This window comes from Micromonospora luteifusca, assembly GCF_016907275.1.
Taxonomy (GTDB): Bacteria; Actinomycetota; Actinomycetes; order Mycobacteriales; family Micromonosporaceae; genus Micromonospora; species Micromonospora luteifusca.
Map to the genome: position 1 here is coordinate 3,411,599 of NZ_JAFBBP010000001.1, position 22,449 is coordinate 3,434,047.

At 69.8% G+C, this 22,449-nt stretch carries 15 protein-coding genes and 1 pseudogene; 10 read left to right on the top strand and 6 right to left on the bottom strand.

The window, feature by feature from the left end; all coding sequences use genetic code 11:
• Positions 1–57 precede the first annotated feature (57 nt).
• From JOD64_RS15395 to JOD64_RS15415, 5 genes are all read right to left on the bottom strand, one after another.
• Positions 58–837, bottom strand: coding sequence for a polysaccharide deacetylase family protein (locus JOD64_RS15395; protein WP_204942857.1), 780 nt, complete (start codon positions 835–837; stop codon positions 58–60).
• A 73-nt stretch (positions 838–910) separates the two neighbouring features.
• On the bottom strand, positions 911–1,855 hold the full coding sequence (locus tag JOD64_RS15400) for a MerR family transcriptional regulator (protein ID WP_204946073.1): 945 nt from the start codon (positions 1,853–1,855) through the stop codon (positions 911–913).
• Positions 1,845–2,465: an isopentenyl-diphosphate Delta-isomerase gene (gene idi / locus JOD64_RS15405; RefSeq protein WP_204942858.1), complete on the bottom strand. Its 621-nt coding sequence runs from the start codon at positions 2,463–2,465 to the stop codon at positions 1,845–1,847. The genes JOD64_RS15400 and idi overlap by 11 nt, the downstream gene beginning before the upstream one ends.
• The gene (gene crtI / locus JOD64_RS15410) at positions 2,462–3,943 is read right to left on the bottom strand and encodes a phytoene desaturase family protein (protein ID WP_204942859.1); all 1,482 of its coding nucleotides are present in this window, start codon (positions 3,941–3,943) and stop codon (positions 2,462–2,464) included. The genes idi and crtI overlap by 4 nt, the downstream gene beginning before the upstream one ends.
• 28 nt (positions 3,944–3,971) lie before the next feature.
• Positions 3,972–5,114, bottom strand: a complete 1,143-nt coding sequence (locus JOD64_RS15415) for a polyprenyl synthetase family protein (protein ID WP_204942860.1) — start codon at positions 5,112–5,114, stop codon at positions 3,972–3,974.
• A gap of 64 nt (positions 5,115–5,178) precedes the next feature.
• Between JOD64_RS15415 and JOD64_RS15420 the strand changes: the two genes are divergently transcribed.
• Complete coding sequence (locus JOD64_RS15420) at positions 5,179–6,102, top strand: phytoene/squalene synthase family protein (protein WP_204942861.1); 924 nt, start codon at positions 5,179–5,181, stop codon at positions 6,100–6,102.
• Positions 6,099–6,251 (top strand): annotated as a pseudogene (locus tag JOD64_RS15425) (deoxyribodipyrimidine photo-lyase); the annotation flags it as partial. The gene JOD64_RS15420 and the pseudogene JOD64_RS15425, both read left to right, overlap by 4 nt.
• Positions 6,252–6,363: 112 nt before the next feature.
• Here the strand turns inward: JOD64_RS15425 and JOD64_RS15430 are convergent.
• Positions 6,364–7,440: a serine hydrolase domain-containing protein gene (locus JOD64_RS15430; protein ID WP_204942862.1), complete on the bottom strand. Its 1,077-nt coding sequence runs from the start codon at positions 7,438–7,440 to the stop codon at positions 6,364–6,366.
• 92 nt (positions 7,441–7,532) lie between these two features.
• On the opposite strand from JOD64_RS15430, the gene JOD64_RS15435 reads away from it, so the two are divergent.
• The 8 genes from JOD64_RS15435 (at position 7,533) to JOD64_RS15470 (ending at position 22,449) form a co-directional block, all read left to right on the top strand.
• Positions 7,533–9,008 (top strand): dihydrolipoyl dehydrogenase family protein, encoded by a 1,476-nt coding sequence (locus JOD64_RS15435; RefSeq protein WP_204942863.1) that lies wholly within the window; start codon positions 7,533–7,535, stop codon positions 9,006–9,008.
• A gap of 92 nt (positions 9,009–9,100) precedes the next feature.
• Positions 9,101–10,105 (top strand): LacI family DNA-binding transcriptional regulator, encoded by a 1,005-nt coding sequence (locus tag JOD64_RS15440; protein WP_204942864.1) that lies wholly within the window; start codon positions 9,101–9,103, stop codon positions 10,103–10,105.
• A 332-nt stretch (positions 10,106–10,437) separates the two neighbouring features.
• Positions 10,438–11,817 (top strand): ABC transporter substrate-binding protein, encoded by a 1,380-nt coding sequence (locus JOD64_RS15445; RefSeq protein WP_204942865.1) that lies wholly within the window; start codon positions 10,438–10,440, stop codon positions 11,815–11,817.
• Positions 11,818–11,901: 84 nt separating this feature from the next.
• Entirely contained in the window at positions 11,902–12,858 is a 957-nt protein-coding gene (locus JOD64_RS15450; RefSeq protein WP_204942866.1) for a carbohydrate ABC transporter permease, read from the top strand.
• 11 nt (positions 12,859–12,869) lie between these two features.
• Positions 12,870–13,757: a carbohydrate ABC transporter permease gene (locus JOD64_RS15455; RefSeq protein ID WP_204942867.1), complete on the top strand. Its 888-nt coding sequence runs from the start codon at positions 12,870–12,872 to the stop codon at positions 13,755–13,757.
• 99 nt (positions 13,758–13,856) lie between these two features.
• Positions 13,857–15,518: a glycoside hydrolase family 13 protein gene (locus JOD64_RS15460; RefSeq protein ID WP_204942868.1), complete on the top strand. Its 1,662-nt coding sequence runs from the start codon at positions 13,857–13,859 to the stop codon at positions 15,516–15,518.
• Between the two features lie 141 nt (positions 15,519–15,659).
• Complete coding sequence (locus JOD64_RS15465) at positions 15,660–18,560, top strand: galactose-binding domain-containing protein (protein WP_204942869.1); 2,901 nt, start codon at positions 15,660–15,662, stop codon at positions 18,558–18,560.
• Between the two features lie 187 nt (positions 18,561–18,747).
• Positions 18,748–22,449 carry a discoidin domain-containing protein gene (locus JOD64_RS15470; protein ID WP_204942870.1) on the top strand — a complete coding sequence of 1,234 codons (3,702 nt, stop codon included), beginning with the start codon at positions 18,748–18,750 and terminating at the stop codon, positions 22,447–22,449.

Genomic DNA, 22,449 nt, shown 5'->3' on the forward strand with positions numbered 1-22,449 from the left:
ACAAAATCGGTATCGCCAAGGGCTTTGGTCGGGGCATAACCGCAGGTCAGGGCCGGTCTAGCTGAGTCGGGTGATTCCGAAGCGCTGCTTCAGGTCGGCGATCAGGTGGGGGCAGGCGGCGAGCGTCGCAGCCCGATTACCGCCCCCGTCATGCAGCAGCACGATGGCACCGGGACGGGCGGCGGTGTGGACTCGCTTGCCGATCGTGGCCGCGGTCGGCTTGTCCCAGTCCTGCGGGTCGACCGACCAGTGCAGGGGGCGCATGCCGAGATCCTTCGCCACCCCCAGCACCTCCGACGTCCACCGTCCTCCCGGCTGCCGGTAGAAGGACACCTTCGCGCCGGGCACCGCCGCCTGGATGGCCTTGTTGGTGCGGACCAGGTCGGCCCTGATCTCCGCGACAGGTCGCCGAGCCAGGTCGAGGTCGTGTCGCCAACTGTGATTGCAGAGCTGGTGGCCCTCGCGGACGATCCGGCGGACCAGCTCCGGGTGGCGCTGCACCTCGCGACCGACAACACAGAAGGTGGCGGTCACCTTGGCGGCCCGCAGTTGGTCGAGCACCTTGGGTGTCCAGGCTGGGCTGGGCCCGTCGTCGAAGGTCAGGACCACTGGGCGTACGCCGGTGTTGCGCCGCAGGCCGGTTGGGAGCTTGGCCGGCAGCGGTCGCAGCGGAGGCTTGGGCGGCTTGGTGAGGGTGGGGTGCGGCGACGGGGTGGGCGTGGTCGATTGCACCGGCTGCGGTGCGCCGGCGGGTGCAATGGTTCGCTCCGGTTGGGCACAGCCGGACAAGACCAGCGCCATGGCGAGGACGGACGCCAGGACGGCGCGGGCTTGCATCTGCTCGCTCCCGGGGGTCGGGGTACGCGGATCACCAGACGGTAGTTCACACCGTTGCCGGGCGACAGTGCGATCAGTCACGCATCGACTGGTCCAGCGAGTCACGGACCGCGACCGCGAGCGAGACCGCCTCGGCCAGGTCGACTGGCCGCACCACCCCCGCGGGGAGCGTGTCGGCTCGCCAGCCAGGGCCGGCGGCGAGCACCAACAGCGGGCGGCGGGGAGCCGCGAGCAGGGCGCTGAGCTGAGCCGGCTCGGCGGTGGCCCGGGTGTGCGACCAGAGCACCACGGCGGCCGGTCCGGTCCGGTTGACCGCCTCGAGAAGGGCGGCCACCGGCACCCGGGCGCCGAGCGACCGGTAGCTGACCCCGGCCTCCGCGAGAGCGGCGGCCAACGCCTCCAGCGGCAGTGTGTGCTGCTCCTCGTCGGCGCAGGAGAGCAGGATCCGCGCCGGCCCGGTGGGAACCTTGGCCCGACTGGCGGTCGCGAGAGCCTCCGAGACGCAGCGGGACACCAGATGTTCCACCTCGATCAGGCCGGAAGTGGCGGCGTGGCGGTCGCCGATGCCGGCGAGCACCGGGCGCAGCAGTCCCTCCCAGGTGGCGACGACGCCGTCAGCAGCTAGGGCGTGCGCGATCGTCTCGCTGATGGCTGCCGCGTCCAGCCGCATGGCGGCCCGGGCCAACCCGCGGGCGGCCGGGCCGGCGCGGCCCACCGGGATGGTTCCGCCGCCGTCCCGACCTGGTCGGTGGATCCGGCTGGGGGCGACAGCGCCGGTGGGCGTCGGATCCGGTGCCTGACGGGCCCAGCGGGCCGCCTCCGCGGGGCTCACCCCCTCTGCGGTGAGCCGTCGCATGATCTCGAGACGGGCCAAATCGTTGGGCGTGTATCGACGGTGGTGACCGGGGATGTGTTCGCTGGGCCCGAGCCCGTAGCGCTGGTGCCAGGTGCGCAGGGTCGTCACCGCGACCCCCAGCCTGCGTGCGACCGCGCCCGCGCTCAGCGCCTCATCGACCACCCGACCGCTCCGCCGTGTCATCCGCCGACGATCCGGGCGGGGTCACGGCCGAGCCGGGGGCGCCCGGTGTGGCCCCCGAGGGGTGTAACAGCCGGTTCACCACCCCGCCCAGCCAGGGCGCGTACGACCGGGGGTCGAGGTCCAGATCGGCCTCCAGTGCGGCAGGGTCGGCCCAACGCAACTCGGCCACCTCGTCCGGACTCGGCAGTAGCGGGGCCGCGGGCAGGAAGTCGCCCCGCAGCACGTGGTCGTACTCGAATTCGACCCGACCGGTCGCCGGATCCTCGGCGTAGTAGACGTAGACGCCGACCTCGGTCAGCTCGACCGGGCCGGTGCCCAACTCCTCGCGCAGCCGCCGGTTGGCCGCCTCGGCGAGGGACTCGCCCGGCCGGGGGTGGCCGCAGCAGGAGTTGGCCCAGCGCAGCGGGAACCGGGTCTTGATGGCTGCCCTGCGCTGCAGCAGCACCTGGCCGTCCGGGTCCACCAGCAGCACCGAGAACGCCCGGTGCAGTTGCCCCGGGGGCTGGTGTGCGGCCGCGACGGTCATCTCGCCGTGCGCCTTGCCGGTCTCATCGACCAGCTCGACCAGATGCTCCTCGCGGCTGCTCATCGGCCTTCCCCGGTGATCCGGCCGGCGGCGAGCTTGCCGGAGATGAGCACCATCGGTACGCCGACCCCGGGCTGGGTTCCGGAGCCGACGAAGACCACGTTCGACAGGTCGCGGTGCAGGTTCGAGGGGCGGAACGGGCCGGTCTGGAAGAATGTGTGGGCGGCGGCGAACGGGGTGCCCGCGGCCATTCCCTGCTCCTCCCACTCGGCCGGGGTGATCGCCCGCAGCACCTCGACCCCGGCACCGAAGCCGACGTAGCCGCGCTCCTCCAGGGTGCCGATCAGCTGGTCGCTGTAGCGCTGGGTCAGGTCGCCCCGCCACTCGAACGGGGCCCGCCGCAGGTTGGGCACCGGGGCGAGCACGTAGTAGGAGTGCCGGTCGGGTGGGGCCACCGAAGGGTCGGTCCGACTCGGGTTGGTCACCAGCAGGGACGGGTCGGTCATCAGTTCGCCTCGCCGGATGACCTCATCGAAGGTGCCCTTCCACGCGCGTCCGAAATGGATGTTGTGATGGGCGATCTTTGCATATGACTGTCGGGAGCCGACGTGCAGAACGACGCAGGACGGGGAGTAGGTGAGCCGGCGCTGCCGAGCGGCCGGGAGCAGGTCCCGGTAGGCGACCGGCAGGTCGGGGTTGAGCACGACCACATCGGCCGGCACCAGTTCGCCATCGGCGGTGAGCACGCCGGTGGCGCGGCCGTTCGCCGTCTCCACCCGGGTCACCGTCGTGTCGTACCGGATCTGCACGCCGTGCTTCTCGGCAGCGCCGGCCATCGCCTTCGAGACCGCGTGGATGCCGCCGCGCGGGAAGTAGACCCCGGCCACCGAGTCGAGGTACGCGATGACCGCGTAGATGGCGAGCGCGTCGTGCGGTGCGAGGCCGGCGTACATCGCCTGGAAGGAGAAGATCCGTTGGGTACGCGGGTCCCGGAAGAATTGGTTGATCTTCGTTTGGAGGCGGCGGAAGGCCCCACCGCTGAGCAGCTTGAGCAGGTTTCCGGTGATCAGGTCGGTCGGCGCGTCCAGGTTGCGTTCGATGAAGTCGGCCCGCTCCAGGCGCCACAGCTCCCGCGCGTAGTCGACGAAGCGCAGGTAGCCGTCGGCCTCGCGTGGCCCGCACACCCGGGAGATCTCGGCCGCCATCCGGGTGGGGTCGGTGAGCACGTCCAGGGTCGAGCCGTCCGGGTAGTACGCCCGGTAGGCAGGATCGAGCGGAGTCAGGTCGAGCCAGTCGCGCAACTCCTCACCGACCGCGCCGAGCGCCTCGGCGATCAGGTCGGGCATGGTGAGCACGGTCGGGCCGGTGTCGAATTCGTAGCCGTCCACGGCGAGCCGGCCGGCTCGCCCACCGGGCACCGGCTCGCGCTCCAACACGGTCACCTGTCGGCCGCTGCCCGCCAGGTGCAGCGCGCAGGCGAGGCCGCCCAGCCCTGCCCCGACGACCACCACCCGGTCCGTCCGTCCTGTCACCGTCCGCACGTGACCACCTCCTGGAAGAAGTCCAACATCAGGCTCGCCGGTTGGTGACGGCGGTGGCCAGCCCGGTCAGCGCGGTCCGCGCGGTCCGGTCGACGGGAGCGGCATCGAGTGCGACCAGCGCTTCGCTCACCCGCTCGGCGATCATCCGCTCCACCCGGGTCACCGCGCCGGTCTCGGCGACCAGTTCGGCGAGCCGTTCGACGGGTCCGTCGGCGGCCCGCTCCAACGCCCTGAACTGTGCCGGCGTGGCCAGCTCCTGAGCCAGCATGAGCAACGTCGTCGGTTTGCCGGCGCGAAGGTCGTCACCGGCCGGCTTGCCGGTGGCGGCCGGATCGCCGTAGACACCGAGCAGGTCGTCGCGGAGCTGGAACGCTTCGCCGACGGCCAGGCCGTAGCGGGTGTACGCGGAGGCCAGCGGATCGTCGGCGGGCACCCCGGCCAGGCAGGCGCCGAAGAGCAGCGGTCGCTGGACGGTGTAGCTGGCGGTCTTGTAGCGGGCGACCCGCAGTGCCCGGTCGACCGACCAGCTCACCGGGTCGTTCTCGCCGAGCACGTCGAGATATTGCCCGGCGACCGTCTCCACCCGCATCTGGTCGTAGCAGCGGCGGACTTCGAGCAGGCGGGCCGGTGGCACTGTGGCGCGGGCCAGCAGCCGATCGGCCCAGACCATGCAGAGGTCGCCGATGAGCACGGCGACGGCCTCGCCGAACCGTTCAGGATCACCCCGGTGGCCTGCGGCGATGTGCTGCTGCGCGAGCGCGATGTGCGCGGTGGGACGGCCGCGGCGGGTCTTGGACGCGTCCATCACGTCGTCGTGCACCAGCGCGAAGGTGTGCAGCAGCTCCAGCGCGGCCAACGCGGGCAGCACGGGCGGCAGTGGCTCGGCGCCGCCGACCGCTCCGCGCCAACCCCAGTAGGCGAACGTGGATCGGATCCGTTTGCCGCCGGTCAGCACGGCCTCTCGCGCGGCAGCGGCGAAGGCGCCCATCGATGTGTCGACTTCGGTGAGGGAGTTGACCTCGGCGGTGAGGAAGGTGGTCAGGGTCTCGTGGACCGCCGTGAGCAGATCCTGGGTGTACGCGGCCAGAACGGCACGGATCGGGTCGTCCCCGTCGCCCGGCACTGCCGCCGCCACACGAGTCGCATTGCCCGCAACTGCGTCGTTGGCCATGCGGCTGAGCGTACCCTAGGCTACGAGTTGCGTCGATTGGTGCGTCGATAAATGAGGAGGGCCGGTGGAAACGGATCTCACCGCTGCCTATGACCGGTGCCGCGAGCTGCACAAACGCCACGGCCGCACCTACTATCTCGCCACCCGACTGCTCCCTGCTTGGAAACGACGGCACGTGCACGCCCTCTACGGGTTCACCCGGTTCGCGGACGAGATCGTCGACCGCACCGAGGACCTGCCGTCGGCCGAGCGGGCCGCCCGCCTCGACGACTGGGCCGGCCAGTTCATGGCCGGCCTGCACGGTGCGCCGGTCGACGACCCGTTGCTGCCGGCCGTGCTGCACACGATCGCCGTCTTCGATCTCGACCGGGACGATTTTGCGTCGTTTCTGAAGAGCATGGCGATGGACCTGACCGTAACCGCGTACCCGACCTACGACCACCTGCTCGACTACATGGAGGGCTCGGCGGCGGTCATCGGCACCATGATGCTGCCGATCCTGGGCAGCTCCGATCCGGCAGCGGCACGGGAGCCGGCGCGGCAGCTCGGCTTCGCCTTCCAACTCACCAACTTCATCCGGGATGTCGCCGAGGACCTCGACCGGGGCCGCACCTACCTGCCGGACGAGGACCTGGCGAAGTTCGGGGTCACCCGCGACGAACTGGCCGAGGCCCGCGCCCGGGGCCGCGGCACGTCCCGGATCCGCGAGCTGATCGAGTACGAGGTGACCCGTGCTCAGGCGCACTACGCCGCCGCGGCACCGGGCATCACCATGCTGGCGCCGGCCTCGCAGGCCTGCATGCGCACCGCGTACGCCCTCTACGGAGGCATCCTCGACGAGGTGGCCGCACAGAACTACGACGTCTTCGTCCGGCGGGCCGTGGTGCCGCAGCGGCGACGGATGACGGTGGCCGCACGGGCTCTGCTCACCTCGACCGGTACGCCGGTCACTCTCCCCGGGCCGACGATCCACCCGGCGGCCCGGTGACCGCGCGCACCGCGATCGTGCTCCTCACCCGCGACCTGCGGGTGCACGACCACCCGGCGCTGGCCACCACCTGTGCGGCCTTCGACCGGGTGGTGCCGCTGTACGTGCTCGACCCGGAGGTGGCCGGCCTGTCGGCCAACCGTGCTCGGCACCGACCCGGTCTGGTTGCGTTGACGTGCGCCCTCAGAGCGCTGCGTTGACGTGCGCCCTCAGAGCGCTGCGCTGACGTGCGCCCTCAGAGCGCTGCGCAGACGTGCGCCCTCAGAGCACCGAGTGCAACGCCTCGACCAGCTCGTCCACCCGGTCGTGCTCGGCCAGGTGGGCTGTGGCGTACGCGAAGGTGTAGCCGCGTTCGGGGTCGGCCCACGCGCTGCTGCCGCCGATGCCACCCATGCCCCAACTGCCGTCCGGCTCCCGCTGCATACCCAGCGTCCACTGGACCGGGCGGTCCAGCACCAGGTCCGGCCCGTCGTGCTGGACCCGGGTCGCCTCGGCCACCAACTCCGGGCTGAACAGCCGAACGCCGTCCAGGACGCCGCCGGCCAGCAGGCCGGCGTAGAGCCGGGCCAGGCCGGCCGAGGTGGCGTGCAGGTTGACCGCGGGCATCTCGGCACCCCGCCAGAGCGGGCTGTTCAGCACGGCGACGTCCAGCCCGCCGGCCGGGTTGCCCATCGCTCGCGCTCGCAGTGATCCCGGCTCGCCGAGCTTCCGACTCGGCCACTGCGGGTCGCCGTAGCGCAGGTCCGCACAGCGCCGCTGGTCCGCCTCGGCCAGCCCGAAGCCGAGGTCGAGCTGCCACCGGCCGGCGATCTCCTCGGCGAGGAATCGGCCCACCGACCGTCCGTCGACCCGGCGGACCACCTCGCCCACCAGGTGCCCGTACGTCCAGGCGTGCTCCGCGGCGACCGATCCCGGCGGCCACTCGGGGTCGGCGGCGGCCAGGTCGCCGGCGAGCAGCGCCCAGTCGGCGACCGCGGCGGCCGGTCGGGACACCGGGAAGGCTGGCAACCCGGCGGTGTGCGACAACACCTGGCGCACGGTGGCGGGGGTGCGGAACTCCGGCCAGTACCGGGCGACGGGTACGTCGAGATCGACCTTCCCCTGGTCGACGAGCATCAGCAGGCAGAGCGCGGCCACCGGCTTGCCGGCCGAGTAGACGTTCACCAGCGTGTCCGGCCGCCACGGCTCGCCGTCGTGCCCAGCACCGGTCCGGGAGCCGTCGACCAGTTCGACGACCGGCTGCCCGTCGTACCAGATGGTCAGGCTGGCGCCGGTCTCCCGACCGGCCGTGAACAGGTCGTGGAAGCAGTCCCGGACCGGAGCGAAGCGTGCATGCATCCCGCCACGGTAAGCGGCCGGGGCTGGTGAGCGTGCCGACTTTTCCTCCGACCCCGGTGGTTGCGGTGTTGTCGCTGGGGGATGCTGTGTCGGTGGCGGAGCTGGAGCTGGTGGACGTGGTCGTGGTGGGGCTCGGCGTCGGCGGCGAGGAGGTGGCCGAGCGGCTCGCCGAGGCTGGCCTGAGCGTCGTCGGCATCGAACGGGATCTGGTCGGTGGGGAGTGCCCGTACTGGGGCTGTATCCCGAGCAAGATGATGATCAGGGCCGGCAACGCGCTCGCCGAGGCCCGCCGGGTCGATGGGCTGGCCGGGACGGCGCAGGTGCAGCCGGACTGGGCGCCGGTGGCGAAGCGGATCCGCGAGGAGGCCACCGACACCTGGGACGACACGGTCGCGGCGGAGCGGTTCACCAGCAAGGGCGGCCGGCTCGTCCGCGGTAGTGGCCGGTTCGACGGCCCGGGCCGGGTCCGGGCCGGTGACCAGGTGTTCCAGGCTCGGCACGGGGTCGTGCTGGGCACCGGCAGCCGTCCGTCGGTGCCACCGATCGACGGTCTGGCCGACACGCCGTACTGGACCAACCACCAGGCGATCGAGGTCGAGCAACTGCCGGAGTCGCTGCTGGTGCTCGGCGGCGGCGCGATCGGCCTGGAGCTTGCCCAGGTCTTCGCCCGCTTCGGAGTGCGGGTCACCGTGGTGGAGGCGTTCGACCGGGTGCTGGCCGTCGAGGAGCCGGAGGCGTCCGACGTCGCCGCTGCGGCGCTGCGCGCCGACGGCGTGGAGATCCACACCGGGGTACGCGCCGAGCGGGTCGAGCACGACGGGGCCCGGTTCACCCTGCACGGCGGCGGCGGGGTGGAGTTCACCGGTGACCGGCTGCTCGTGGTGACCGGGCGCAAGGCACACCTGGAAGAGTTGGGGTTGGACACGATCGGCGTGGACGCCAACCAGCGCTACCTGCCGGTCGACGACCGGTTGCACGTCACCGACCAGGTCTGGGCGGTCGGCGACCTGACCGGCGAGGGCGCCTTCACCCACATCGCCATGTACCAGGCGGGAATCGTGATCGCCGACGTGCTGGCCCGCGCCCGACAGGCCGAGGCGGGGGCGGACGCCAGCGGGACCTCCAGCGTGGTCGGCGGCGCGATGGGCGCGTCCAGCTCGCTGGCCGCCAGCGGGTCGAGCGGGTCGGCCGGCACCGTCCCGCGAGCCGACTACCGCGCGTTGCCCCGGGTGACCTTCACCGATCCCGAGATCGGCGCGGTCGGGCTCACCGAGCGGCAGGCCCGCGAGCGTGGCATCAACGTGCAGGTCGGTTTCACCAAACTCAGCAGCTCGACCCGGGGCTGGATCCACCAGGTCGGCGACGACGGTTTCATCAAGCTCGTGGCGGACGCCGACCAGGGCGTGCTGATCGGCGCGACCTCGGTCGGCCCGTCCGGTGGCGAGGTGCTCTCGGCGCTGGTGGTGGCGGTGCACGCGGCGGTGCCGCTGAGCCAGCTCCGCCACATGATCTACGCGTACCCGACCTTCCACCGAGCCATCGAGTCGGCGCTGCGCGACCTGTCCTGACGGAGGCGCCGGCCAGAACGCGACAGCGAGATGGCAAACGCTGCGCAGTTCGCTGTTCATTTCTTTCATAGCGGTGACGTACGATTGCGACCGTGACCAAGCGGTTGACTGAAGTTGCCAAGAAGGCGGGCGTCAGCGAGGCCACCGTCAGCCGGGTGCTCAACGGCCGCGACGGTGTCTCCGAGACGACCCGGACTGCCGTGCTGACCGCGCTGGACGTGCTCGGTTACGAGCGGCCGACGAAACTGCGCGGCGAACGCGCCCGGCTCGTCGGGCTGGTGCTGCCCGAGTTGCAGAACCCGATCTTCCCGGCGTTGGCCGAGGTGGTCACCGGGACCCTTGCCCAGCGTGGCTACACCCCGGCCCTCTGCGCCCGGACCATCGGCGGTGTGTCCGAGATGGACTACGTGGAGATGCTCCTCGACCACCAGGTCTCCGGGGTGATCTTCGCTGGTGGCTCGTACGCGCTCGCCGACGCCCGGCACGACCACTACCGTCGGCTGACCGACCGGGGTCTTCCGGTGGTGCTGGTCAACGCGGGCGTGGACGAGTTGGGCTTCCCCCGGGTCTCCACGGACGACGCGGTGGCGGTGGAGCAGGCGTACGGGCACCTGCGCTCGCTCGGGCACGAACGGATCGGCATGGTGCTCGGCCCGGAGGGGCATGTGCCGTCGCGGCGCAAGCTGAACGCGATGGTCCAGGCGGCGGGTTGGGGCGACGACGAGGCTGAGCGCGTCGAACGCTCCAGCTTCTCCATGGAGGGGGCTCGGGTCGCCGCGACCAAGTTGGTCGAGCGTGGGGTGACCGGCATCATCTGCGCCAGCGACGTACTGGCGTTGGGCACGATCCGTGCGGCCCGGCGGCTGGGTCGCTCGGTGCCGGCCGATGTGTCGGTGGTGGGCTTCGACGACTCCGCGTTCATGACGTGCACCGACCCGCCGTTGACGACGGTGCGGCAGCCGATCGAGACGATGGGGCAGGCTGCCGTGGACCTGCTGGTCACCCAGATCGAAGGTGCCGGCGTGCTGCACGACGAGTTGCTGTTCGAGCCCGAGTTGGTGGTACGCGGTTCAACCGCGCCTGCCCCCGGCCGCTAGGGACCGCACCGCACGACGCTTCGGCCGTCGACCGCTTCTCGCGGTCGGCGGCCGTTTTCGTCATTGCTCGCCACCACGGGGATCGACCGGGTCGAATGACCCTCCATAAGTGAGCAAAAGCTAACATGTCGGCCTGCTTTCACAGCCTTGCCAACATCTGTCGTAATCACGTCGTGTCCTTTCGGGATCGGGTCGATACCTTGCCGAAATGAGTCGGCCTCGCTACAGTGACTCCACTCACACCTGGCTCCGACGCAGCTACTGGGCGTCAGGTCGCATCACCGCAGATCAGCGAAGGTCATTGAGACACCCGTTCCCGAAGGGATGGACAGATGTCCGTACCGCAATACCGAAAGGCTGCGGCGGTTGCGCTCGTGGCCGGCCTGGGGCTCAGCCTCACGGCGTGCTCCACAAAGGGCGACGACAAGGACTCGACCGCCGGCGGCAAGGTCACCATCACGGTGGACTGCCAGCCGGTCGGCGCCCAGAAAGAGCTGTTGAAGAACTGGAACGACGACGTCGCCGAGTTCCAGAAGCAGAACCCGGACATCATCATCAAGAGCGTCAGCGTCGGCGAGCAGTGCAACAACCCGCCGGACTTCACCGCTCGCCTCGCCGGCGGCACCGTGACCGACGTGTTCTACGGGTACATGACCGACCTCCAGCAGGTGCTGGACTCGGGTCAGGCGATGGACATCACCCAGTACGCCAACAAGGACACGATCCCCACCTGGGACAGCGTCGACCCGGCGCTCAAGGAGGTCTTCACCGACGGCGGCAAGCTCTACGCCGTGCCGGTCAAGAACTACTCGATGGGTCTGGTCTACAACAAGGCCCTGTTCCAGCAGGCCGGGCTCGACGTCAACAACCCGCCGAAGACGTGGGCCGACGTTCGGACCGCCGCCAAGAAGATCTCCGCACTCGGCAACGGCATCGCGGGCTACTCGGAGTACAGCGCCGGCAACACCGGCGGCTGGCACTTCACCTCCCTGCTCTACTCGCAGGGCGGCCGCATGCTGACCGAGGACGGCAAGAAGGCCGACTTCAACAACGCCCAGGGCAAGCAGGTCCTGCAGAACATCAAGGACATGCGGTACGGCGACAACAGCATGGGCTCCCGCCAACTGCTGCAGTGGGGTGACCTGCTGACGAACGCCGGCGCGGGCAAGGTCGGCATGTTCATCGGTGCACCCGACGCCACCCAGGCGATCGTCAGCCAGTTCCAGGGCAAGTTCCAGGACTGGGCGATGAGCCCGCTGCCGGGCCAGGACGCCGCGGCGAAGGGGACGCTCGGTGGCGGCGAGGGCTACTTCTTCAAGAAGGACCTGACCCCCGAGCAGGTCAAGGCCGGTATGAAGTGGATCGCGTACCAGAAGCTGACGCCGGGCAAGGGCCAGTTCGACTACGTCCGGGCCAAGCCGCAGAACTACCCCGTTGGTCTGCCCCAGCCGCTGCTCTTCGCCAACGGCAGTGAGGCGCAGAAGCAGGAGCTGGAACTGCGCAAGGCGAACGCGAACGTCGACACGGCGAACTTCGCGCTCTTCGAGGCCACCCCGGTGCCGATCAAGGGTGAGCCGCGCAACGCGCAGGCCGTCTACGCGGTGCTCGACGCCGCGATGTCCGGCGTGCTGACCAACCCGAACTCGAACATCGACGCGCTGCTCAAGACCGCCGAGGAGAAGGTCAACCAACTCCTCGCCGCCGAGAGCTGACCGATCGTGTGGGGGCCGGGACGCCGACCCGGCCCCCACACCATCCGCACCGCATCGACGTCACCGACTCACCCAGGAGTTGCCTTGGCGATCACCACCGTCCCGGAGACCCCCAGGAAACCGGGCCGCCCGCCGTCGCCGTACTCGGCGAGGCCGCAGCGCACCAGCCTCGGCCGCAAGGTACGGGACAACCTCACCGGTCACACGTTCCTGATCGGCGCGGTGCTCTGCTTCGTCGTCTTCTCCTGGTACCCGATGATCCGCGGCATCATGATGAGCTTCCAGCGCACCCGGCGTGGCGAGACCACCTGGGTGGGCTGGGACAACTACTCGCGCATCATCGCCGACCCCAGCTTCTGGACGGCCTGGCAGAACACGTTCTACTTCACGGTGCTCGCCCTCGTCCTCGGGTACGCGGTGCCGTTCTTCGTGGCGATCATGCTCAACGAGTTCCGGCACGCCAAGGGATACCTGCGGATCCTGGTCTACCTACCGGTGATGCTGCCCCCGGCGTCCGCGTTGTTCCTCTTCAAGTTCTACGCGTACGACCCCAGTGAGGCCGGGCTCTTCAACGCGATCCTGAAGGCGCTGCACCTGCCCACCTCGCAGTGGATGCAGTCACCCGAGATGACGATGCCGGCGATGGTGGTCGCGTCCACCTGGATGAACATGGGCGGCGCGGTGCTGATCTACCTGGCGTCGTTGCAGAACATCCCTGGCGAGCTCTACGAGGCGGCCGAGCTCGACGGCGCCGGGATCTGGCGGCGCATCCGCCACGTGACGATCCCGCAGACCCGGCTGATCCTCGCGCTCCTGGCGATGCTCCAGATCGTCGCCACGATGCAGCTCTTCATCGAGCCACTGATCCTCGCCAACGGCGCGGGCGCGGAAGATTCCGCGACCTCGGTGGCGTACCTCATCTACCAGCACGGGTTCTTCCAGAACGACCTCAACGGCGCAGCCGCACTGGGCGTGATCATGCTCGTGGTGCTGGCCGGCTTCTCCGCCGTGTACGTGCGGCTGACTGCGAAACAGGACTAGGACGGCGAGGAATGGCACAGGACTCCGGAACCCGGACCCTCATCTCTCATGCCCAGCTCAGCCGAGGGCGCGGCAGGGTCATCTACTGGACGCTGCTCGCCGTCGTCGTCGCGGGCTTCACACTCGTCTTCCTCGGGCCGCTCTACTGGATGGTCACCGGCGCGCTCAAGTCCGGCCAGGAGATCGCGCAGACCCCGCCCACGCTGTTCCCGAAGGATCCCCAGCCGCAGAACTACATCGACGCCTGGAACAACCTGGCCCTCGCCAAGCTGCTGTTCAACACCTTCTACTACGCGGTCGGCGCGGTGCTGTTCCAACTGGTCTTCGACAGCGCCGCGGCGTACTCCCTGTCCAAGCTTCGCCCGATGTTCGGCAACGTGATCCTCGCCCTGATGCTGGGAACCCTGATGATCCCGGCGATGGTCCTCATCGTTCCGCAGTACGTGACCGTGCTCGACCTGCCGATCCTGCACATCAACCTGCTCGATTCGCCGTTCGCGATCTGGCTGCCGATGGTCGCGAACGCGTTCAACATCTTCCTGTTGAAACGGTTCTTCGACTCGATTCCCGAGGAGTTGATGGCCGCGGCCCTGATGGACGGGGCGACGCCGCTGCGGACGCTCTGGTCGATCATCCTGCCGCTGTCGCGCCCGATCCTCGGCGTGGTCTCGATCTTCGCCGTGACGGCGGTCTGGAAGGACTTCCTCTGGCCGAAGCTGGTCATGCCGTCGCCCGAGACCCGGACGGTCAGCGTCGGCATCTACACCTTCGCCGGTGGTACGCCGATGAACGTGGTCATCGCCGCGTCGGTCATCGCCGCGATCCCGACCGTCATCATCTTCCTGATCTTCCAACGGAACATCATGTCCGGCCTGACCGCGGGCAGCCTCAAGGGTTAGCCGGCAGCGTAACCTCCCGCGGCGAACAACGACCGTTCGCCCGACACACAACCAGGTCCGGCGAACCCGCCGACGTACTGACGCAGAAAGCAGGTGCTCGTGTCCACAGCTGACAGAAGTCCGTGGTGGCGTGGAGCGGTGATCTACCAGGTGTATCCCCGGAGCTTCGCGGATGGCAACGGCGACGGCATCGGCGACATCGCCGGCATCCGGTCGCGGCTGAATCACCTGTCCGCGCTCGGCATCGACGCGATCTGGTTCAGTCCCTGGTACCCCTCCCCGATGGCCGACGCCGGCTACGACGTGTCCGACTACCGCGACATCGACCCGGTCTTCGGCAGCCTCGGCGAGGCGGAGGCGCTGATCGCGGAGGCGCACGCGCTGGGCATCCGGACGATTGTCGACGTGGTGCCCAACCACTGCTCCGACGCGCACCCCTGGTTCCAGGCCGCGCTGGCCGGCGGCCCCGACGCGCCCGAACGGGACCTGTTCTGGTTCCGGCCCGGCCGGGGCCCGAACGGCGACCAGCGGCCCACCGACTGGGTCGGCGAGTTCGGTGGCGAGACGTGGACCCGCACCACCAACCCGGACGGCACCCCCGGCGACTGGTACCTGCACCTGTTCGCCCCGCAGCAGCCGGACTTCAACTGGGACCACCCCCGGGTACGGGCGGAATTCGAGGACATCCTGCGGTTCTGGTTCGACCGGGGCGTGGACGGCATCCGGATCGACTCGGCCGGTCTCCTGGTCAAGGACGGGGAGTTGCCCGAGGTCCGACCGGACCACCCGCACCCGTTCCACGACCTCGACGGGGTGCACGACATCTACCGGGGCTGGCGCCGGGTCGCCGACGAGTACGCCGACCGCGCGCTGATCGGTGAGGTGTGGCTGCCGGATCGGCAGCGGTTCGCCAACTACCTGCGCCCGGACGAGCTGCACGCGGCGTTCAACTTCGACTTCCTCGGCTGCGCATGGGACGCCGCGGCGCTGCGCGAGAGCATCGACGGGACGCTGAGCGCGCACGCGCCGGTCAACGCGCCGGCCACCTGGGTGCTCTCGAACCACGACGTCACCCGGCACGTCACCCGCTACGGGCGGGCGGACACCAGGTTCAGCTTCGCCGCCAAGCGCGAGGGGATCCCCACCGACCTGGAGCTGGGCACCCGCCGGGCCCGTGCCGCCGCGCTGCTGTCGCTGTCGCTGCCCGGCGCCGCCTACGTGTACCAGGGCGAGGAGTTGGGCCTCTACGAGGTCGAGGACATTCCGTACGCGCTGCGTCAGGACCCGATGTGGGAGCGTTCCGGCCGGATCGACCCCGGGCGGGACGGCTGCCGCGTACCGCTGCCCTGGGCCGGTGACGAGCCGCCGTTCGAGTTCAGCCCCGCCGGTGCCGCAGCGCCCTGGCTGCCCCAGCCGGCCGACTGGAAGGACCGGACCGCCCGTGCGCAGACCGGCGACCCGGCCTCGATGCTGGAGCTGTACCGGGCGGCGATCCAGGCCCGGCGGGCCGAGCCGACGCTCGGTGACGGCGAGCTGACCTGGCTGCCGGCACCGGAGGGGGTGCTCGCGTTCAGCCGCGGCGGTGGCTTCAACTGCCTGGTCAACCTCTCCGACATTCCGGTTTCGATGCCGGCCGGCGAGGTGCTGCTGGCCAGTGGGCCACTCGACGACGGGTTACTGCCGTCGGACACCGCAGTCTGGCTGCGTACCGCCGAATCGGCGGACGGGCCGCGCGCGGCGGACGGACCAGGCCTGACCTGACTCTGATCGCCCGTGGTGCCGGCGGCCCGTCCCGGCCGCCGGCACCACGCCACCCAGGAAAGGAGGAGCAAGGGGGGAACGCGTAACGCCGCACCGACACGGGGGGATCTGGCCTGCCTGACGAAAGGGAGAGCGCAGCTCATGGCCAACCACACCACCGGCACCCCGCACCATCTCCGACACCCGACCCGGGCAGGGTTGGCCGCCATCGCCGCCACTCTGCTCGCCGCCACCTCGTTGACCGCCCTCGCGGTCACCGGCACGGCAACCCCGGCCTCGGCGGCCGGGCTGTCCCCCTTCGACATCGCCGGCCGGGGCGCCACCGTCCCGTTCGTCGAACAGGAGGCGGAGGAGGCCGCCCACAACGGCACGAAGATCGGCCCGGACCGGCGCTACGGCACGCTGCCGTCCGAGGCGTCCGGTCGGGAGGCGGTCACCCTCGACGCAGTCGGCGAGTACGTCGAGTTCACCCTCAGCGCTCCGGCCAACGCGGTCACCTTCCGGTACAGCCTGCCGGACAACTCGGCGGGCACCGGCCGGGACGCCGCCATCGACCTGCGGGCCAACGGGACCCTGCTGAAGTCGGTCCCGGTGACGTCGAAGTACGGCTGGTACTACGGCGGATACCCGTTCAACAACAACCCGGGCGACACCAACCCGCACCACTTCTACGACGAGACCCGGGCGATCTTCGGCGGCACCCAACCCGCCGGCACGAAGATCCGGTTCCAGGTCTCCTCGACCGCCCAGTCGCCCTCGTTCACCATCGACCTGGCCGACTTCGAGCTGGTCGCCCCTGCGATCACCAAGCCCAGCGGTGTGCTCGACGTGGTCACCGACTTCGGCGCCGACCCGAGCGGCGCGACCGACTCGACCGCGAAGTTCCAGGCGGCGGTCGACGCCGGAAAGGCCCAGGGCAGGGCGGTCTGGATCCCGACCGGCACCTTCACCCTCTGGGATCACGTGGTGGTCGACGGGGTGACCCTGCGCGGCGCCGGCCCCTGGTACTCGGTGCTCGGCGGCCGGCACCCCACCGAGCGGAACAGATCCGTCGGCATCTACGGCAAGTACGTCCCCGGTGGCGGCTACACCGGCCCGGTCCGCTCGCACGAGGCGAACGGGCCGAGCCGCAACGTCACACTGCGGGACTTCGCCATCATCGGTGACATCCGCGAACGGGTCGACGACGACCAGGTCAACGCCCTGGGCGGGGCGATGACCAACTCGGTGGTCGACAACCTGTGGCTGGAGAACACCAAGGTCGGGGCGTGGATGGACGGCCCGATGGACAACTTCACCATCCGCAACAGCCGAATCCTGGACCAGACCGCGGACGGGGTGAACTTCCACACCGGCGTGACCAACTCGACGGTGACGAACACGTTCGTCCGCAACACCGGCGACGACGCGTTGGCGATGTGGGCGCAGAGCGTGCCGAACGTCAACAACTCCTTCACCCACAACACCATCGGCGTGACCCTGCTGGCGAACCACCTGGTCAGCTACGGCGGCCGGGACATCAAGATCACCGATAACGTCACGGCCGACTCGCTGACCAACGGCGGTGGCATCCACGTCGCCAACCGCTACCCGGGCGTGCAGGGTGCCACCGGAGTCCAGGGCACCTGGACGATCGCCCGGAACACGCTGATCCGCAACGGCAACTCGGACTACAACTGGAACTTCGGTGTCGGCGCGATCTGGTTCTCCGCCCTCAACGAGGCGTTCCAGAACCCCACCATCAACATCACCGACACCGACATCCTGGACAGCTCGTACGCGGCGCTGCACTGGATCGAGGGCCAGACCAACGGGATCAACCTCAACAACGTGCGGATCGACGGCGCCGGCACGTACGCGCTCCAGGTGCAGGCACCCAGCCAGGTGTCGTTCACGAACGTACGGGCCACCAACATCGCGCAGAGCAACCCGATCCACAACTGCGTCGGTGGTGGTTTCCAGATCACCCAGGGTGCCGGCAACTCCGGCTGGTACGTCCCGACCCCGTACTGCGGCCCGTGGCCGAACCCGCAGTGGGGCGGCGGACCCACCACGCCGCCGCCGACCACCCCGGCACCCACCACTCCGGCACCGACCACGCCGCCGCCCACCACCCCGCCGCCCACCAGCGGGGGAAACCTGGCGCTGAACCGGTCGGCGACGGCGACCAGCACCAACCAGAGCTACACGGCGGCCAACGCGGTGGACGGCAACGCGGCCAGCTACTGGGAGAGCGCCAACAACGCCTTCCCCCAGTCGCTCACCGTCGACCTGGGAGCGGCCCGGTCGGTCGACCGGGTGGTGCTCAAGCTGCCCACCGGTTGGGAGCAACGCACCCAGACCCTGTCGGTGCTCGGCTCCACCGACGGCTCGTCGTACAGCACGCTGGCGTCGTCCGCGGGTCGGGTCTTCGCCCCCGGCACGGGTAACACCGTGTCGATCGGGCTGCCCTCCGGTGACCGCCGCTACATCCGGGTCACCGTCACCGGCAACACCGGCTGGCCGGCCGCGCAACTCTCCGAGGTCGAGGTGTACGGCGGCACACAGACCACGCCACCGCCCACCACCCCACCCCCGACCACCGCGCCGCCAACCACGCCCCCGCCGACCACACCGCCGCCCAGCGGAAACCTGGCGGCCGGGCGGTCCGTCACCGAGACCAGCCACTCCGACGTGTACGCCGCCGCCAACACGGTGGACGGCAACCCGAACACGTACTGGGAGAGCGCCAACAACGCCTTCCCGCAGTCACTGACGGTGGACCTGGGCGCCAACCGGTCGGTGTCCCGGGTGGTGCTGAAGCTCCCACCGTCATCGGCCTGGCAGACGCGCACGCAGACGCTCTCGGTGCTCGGGTCCACCAACGGATCGACGTTCGCGACCCTGAAAGCGTCCGCCGGCTACACCTTCAACCCGGCCAGCGGCAACACGGCCACCGTGACCTTCACGGCGACCAGCCAGCGGTACCTGCGGCTGACCATCACCGGCAACACCGGCTGGCCGGCCGGCCAGCTCAGCGAGTTCGAGGTGTATTCCAGCTAGGCCGGGCGCCCCCGCCCACCCCGGGCGGGGGCCACCCGGTCCGGGCGTCCGGCGCAACGCAGCCCCGGCCGTCCGACCCCGTCCCCAACCCGCACCGTCCCCCACCTGTCGCGGAACGACGGGCGTACCCCTGCACCCGTCGCCGGGCAACGCACCCACACCCACCCCGAAAGAGGTGTAGCGACCCATGTCCAGCAACGGCACCAGACGAGGCACGCCGCCGACCGGCGCACCCAACCCCGTCCCCCGAACCACCCGCACGCGTGGCCGACGACTCCTCGCCGGTGCGCTCGCCGGAATGCTCCTCGCCACCGCCCCGGTCGTCACCCCCATGGCGAGCGCGGCACCGGCGGTCGACCCGTCCGCAGCCGCCGCCCGCGTGGCCATGCTCGCCGGGCTCTCCGCCACCATGACCGCCAGCAGCTACAACCAGAACTACGTGGCGGGCAACGCCAACGACGGCAACGCGTCGACCTACTGGGAGAGTGCCAACAACGCGTTCCCGCAGTGGATCCAGGCGGACCTGGGCGCCACAGTCAGCGTCGACCGGGTGGTGCTGAAGCTGCCCCCCTCGTCGGACTGGCAGGCGCGTACGCAGACGCTGTCGGTGCTGGGCTCGACCAACGGCTCGTCCTTCAGCACCCTGAAGGCGTCCGCCGGCTACACCTTCAACCCGAGCAGCGGCAACACCGCGACCGTCAGCTTCACCGCCGCCAGCACCCGCTACGTACGCGTGCAGGTCACCGGCAACACCGGCTGGCCGGCCGCGCAGTTCTCCGAGGTCGAGGTGTACGGCGCCACCGGCAGCACCGACACCCAGGCCCCCAGCGTCCCGGGCAACCTGGCCTACACCCAGCCGGCCAGCGGGCAGATCCGGCTCGCCTGGTCGGCGTCGACCGACAACATCGGGGTGACCGGCTACGACGTCTACGCCAACGGCGCGCTGCGTGGCAGCGTCAACGGCTCGACGCTCACGTACACCGACAACCAGGCGGACAGCGCCACGGTGTCGTACCACGTCCGGGCCAAGGACGCGGCCGGCAACCAGTCGGCGAACAGCAACACCGTGACCCGCACCGGCACCGGCAACCCGCCGACCGGGACCAACCTGGCGATCGGCAAGCCGATCAGCGCCTCCGGGTTCGTGCACACCTTCGTGGCCACCAACGCCAACGACAACAACGTGGCCACCTACTGGGAGGGCAACGGCAACCCGAGCACGTTGACTGTGCAGCTCGGCGCGAACGCCAGCCTCAGCCAGATCGTCGTGAAGCTCAACCCGGACTCGGCCTGGGGTGCGCGTACGCAGAACATCACAGTGCTCGGCCGGGACCAGGGCTCCTCGACGTTCACCACGCTGGTCGGCGCGGCGAACTACACCTTCAACCCGGGCAGCGGCAACACGGTGACCATCCCGGTCTCCGGTGCGGCCGCCGACGTGCGGCTCTCGATCGCCTCGAACACCGGCGCTCCGGCCGGGCAGGTGGCCGAGTTCCAGGTCATCGGCACCCCGGCGCCGAACCCGGACCTGACCGTCACCGGCATGTCGTTCAGCCCGTCCGCACCCGTGGAGACCAGCACCATCACGCTCTCCGCGACCGTGCGCAACGCCGGCTCGGCGGCCTCCGGGGCGACAAACGTCAACTTCTACCTGGGCTCCACCCGGGTCGGCACCGCGTCGGTCGGCGGCCTCGCGGCCGGCGCCTCGACCACGGTCAGCGCCAGCATCGGCACCCGGGACTCGGGCAGCTATCCGCTCAGCGCGAAGGTCGACGAGTCGAACACCGTCGTCGAGTCCGACGACACCAACAACAGCTACACCAACCCCAGCCCGCTGGTGGTCGGCGCGGTCGCCAGCTCCGACCTGGTCGCCTCCGCGGTCGACTGGTCACCGGGTAACCCGCCGCCCGGTAGCACTGTCACCTTCTCCGTGTCGATCCGCAACGCCGGCAACCAGGCGTCCGCGTCCGGCTCGCACGGCATCACCCTGACCGTGCTCAACGAGTCCGGCACCGCCGTCCGTACGCTGACCGGCTCGTACTCGGGCGTGATCAACGCCGGCGCGACGGTCGGCCCGATCAACCTGGGCACCTGGACCGCCGCGAACGGCAAGTACACCGTCCGGGTGGTGCTCGCCGTGGACGGCAACGAACTGCCGGTCAAGCAGACCAACAACACGAGTGACCGCCCGCTCTTCGTGGGACGTGGCGCCAACCTCGGCTACGACATGTACGAGGCCGAGGACGGCACGACCGGCGGGGGCGCCGGGCAGGTCGGGCCCAACCGGGAGATCGGCAACCTCGGCGGTGAGGCGTCAGGTCGTCGGGCGGTGACCCTGAACAGCACCGGCTCGTACGTCGAGTGGACCACCCGGGCAGCGACCAACACCCTGGTCACCCGCTTCTCCATCCCCGACTCGGCGGGCGGCGGAGGCATCGACTCGACGTTGAACATCTACGTCAACGGCACCCTGCACAAGCCGATCAACCTGACCTCCAAACACATCTGGCTCTACGGTGCGGAGGCCAGCCCGAGTGACTCGCCGAGCGCCGGCCCGCCCCGCCACCTGTACGACGAGGCCAACGTGATGTTGAACTCGACCGTCCCGGCCGGCAGCAAGATCAGGCTGCAGAAGGACCCGGCCAACACCACCACGTACGCGATCGACTTCATCAACCTGGAGCTGGTCGCACCTCGGGCCAACCCGGACCCGACCCGCTACCGCGTGCCGTCCGGCTTCAGCCACCAGGACGTCCAGAACGCGCTGGACGCGGTGCGGATGGACACCACCGGCAACCTGATCGGTGTCTACCTCCCGGCGGGCACGTACGAGACCGCACAGAAGCTCCAGGTGTACGGCAAGCCGATCACGGTGGTCGGCGCGGGTATGTGGTACACCCGCTTCCAGACGCCGACCGGTCAGCAGAACACCGACGCGGGCTTCCGGGTGGAGTCCTCGGCCAGCGGGTCGTCCTTCTCGCACCTGGCCTTCTTCGGCAACTACACCAACCGCATCGACGGGCCGGGCAAGGTCTGGGGTGAGTTGAAGGACGTCGACAACATGACCCTGGACAGCGTCTGGGTCGAGCACACCGTCTGCGCGTACTGGGGGGTGAGCGTCAGCGGGTTGACCATCCGCAACAGCCGCTTCCGGAACACCTTCGCCGACGGTGTGAACCTCACCAACGGCAGCACCAACAACCTGGTCACCAACACCGAGGGAAGGTCGAACGGGGATGACGCCTTCGCCCTCTTCTCGGCCACCGACCAGGGCGCGTCGACCGGCAACAACGGCAACGTGTTCGAGAACCTCTCGGCCACGCTGACCTGGCGGGCGGCCGGACTGGCGGTCTACGGCGGCTACAACAACATCTTCCGCAACCTGTACATCGCGGACATGTTGACGTACTCCGGGATCACCATCAGCTCGCTGGACTTCGGCTACCCGTTCATCGGGTTCGGGGCCAGCCCACCGACCCAGTTCCAGAACATCTCGCTGATCAGGGCGGGCGGGCATTTCTGGGGCTCCCAGACATTCCCCGCGATCTGGGTCTTCTCCGCCTCGAAGGAGTTCCGCGGCATCCGAGTGTCCGACGTGGACATCGTCGACCCGACGTACTCGGGAATCATGTTCCAGACCAAGTACAACGGGTCGCAGCCGGAGAACCCGATCACCGACACCGTCTTCACCAACATCTCGATCAGCGGTGCCCGCAAGAGCGGTGACGCGTTCGACGCGAAGTCCGGCTTCGCGGTCTGGGCCAACGAGATGCCGGAACCCGGTCAGGGCCCGGCGGTCGGCTCGGTCACCTTCAACAACCTGCGACTGACCAACAACGCGGTGGACATCCGCAACACCACGTCGACCTTCACCATCAACCGCAACTGA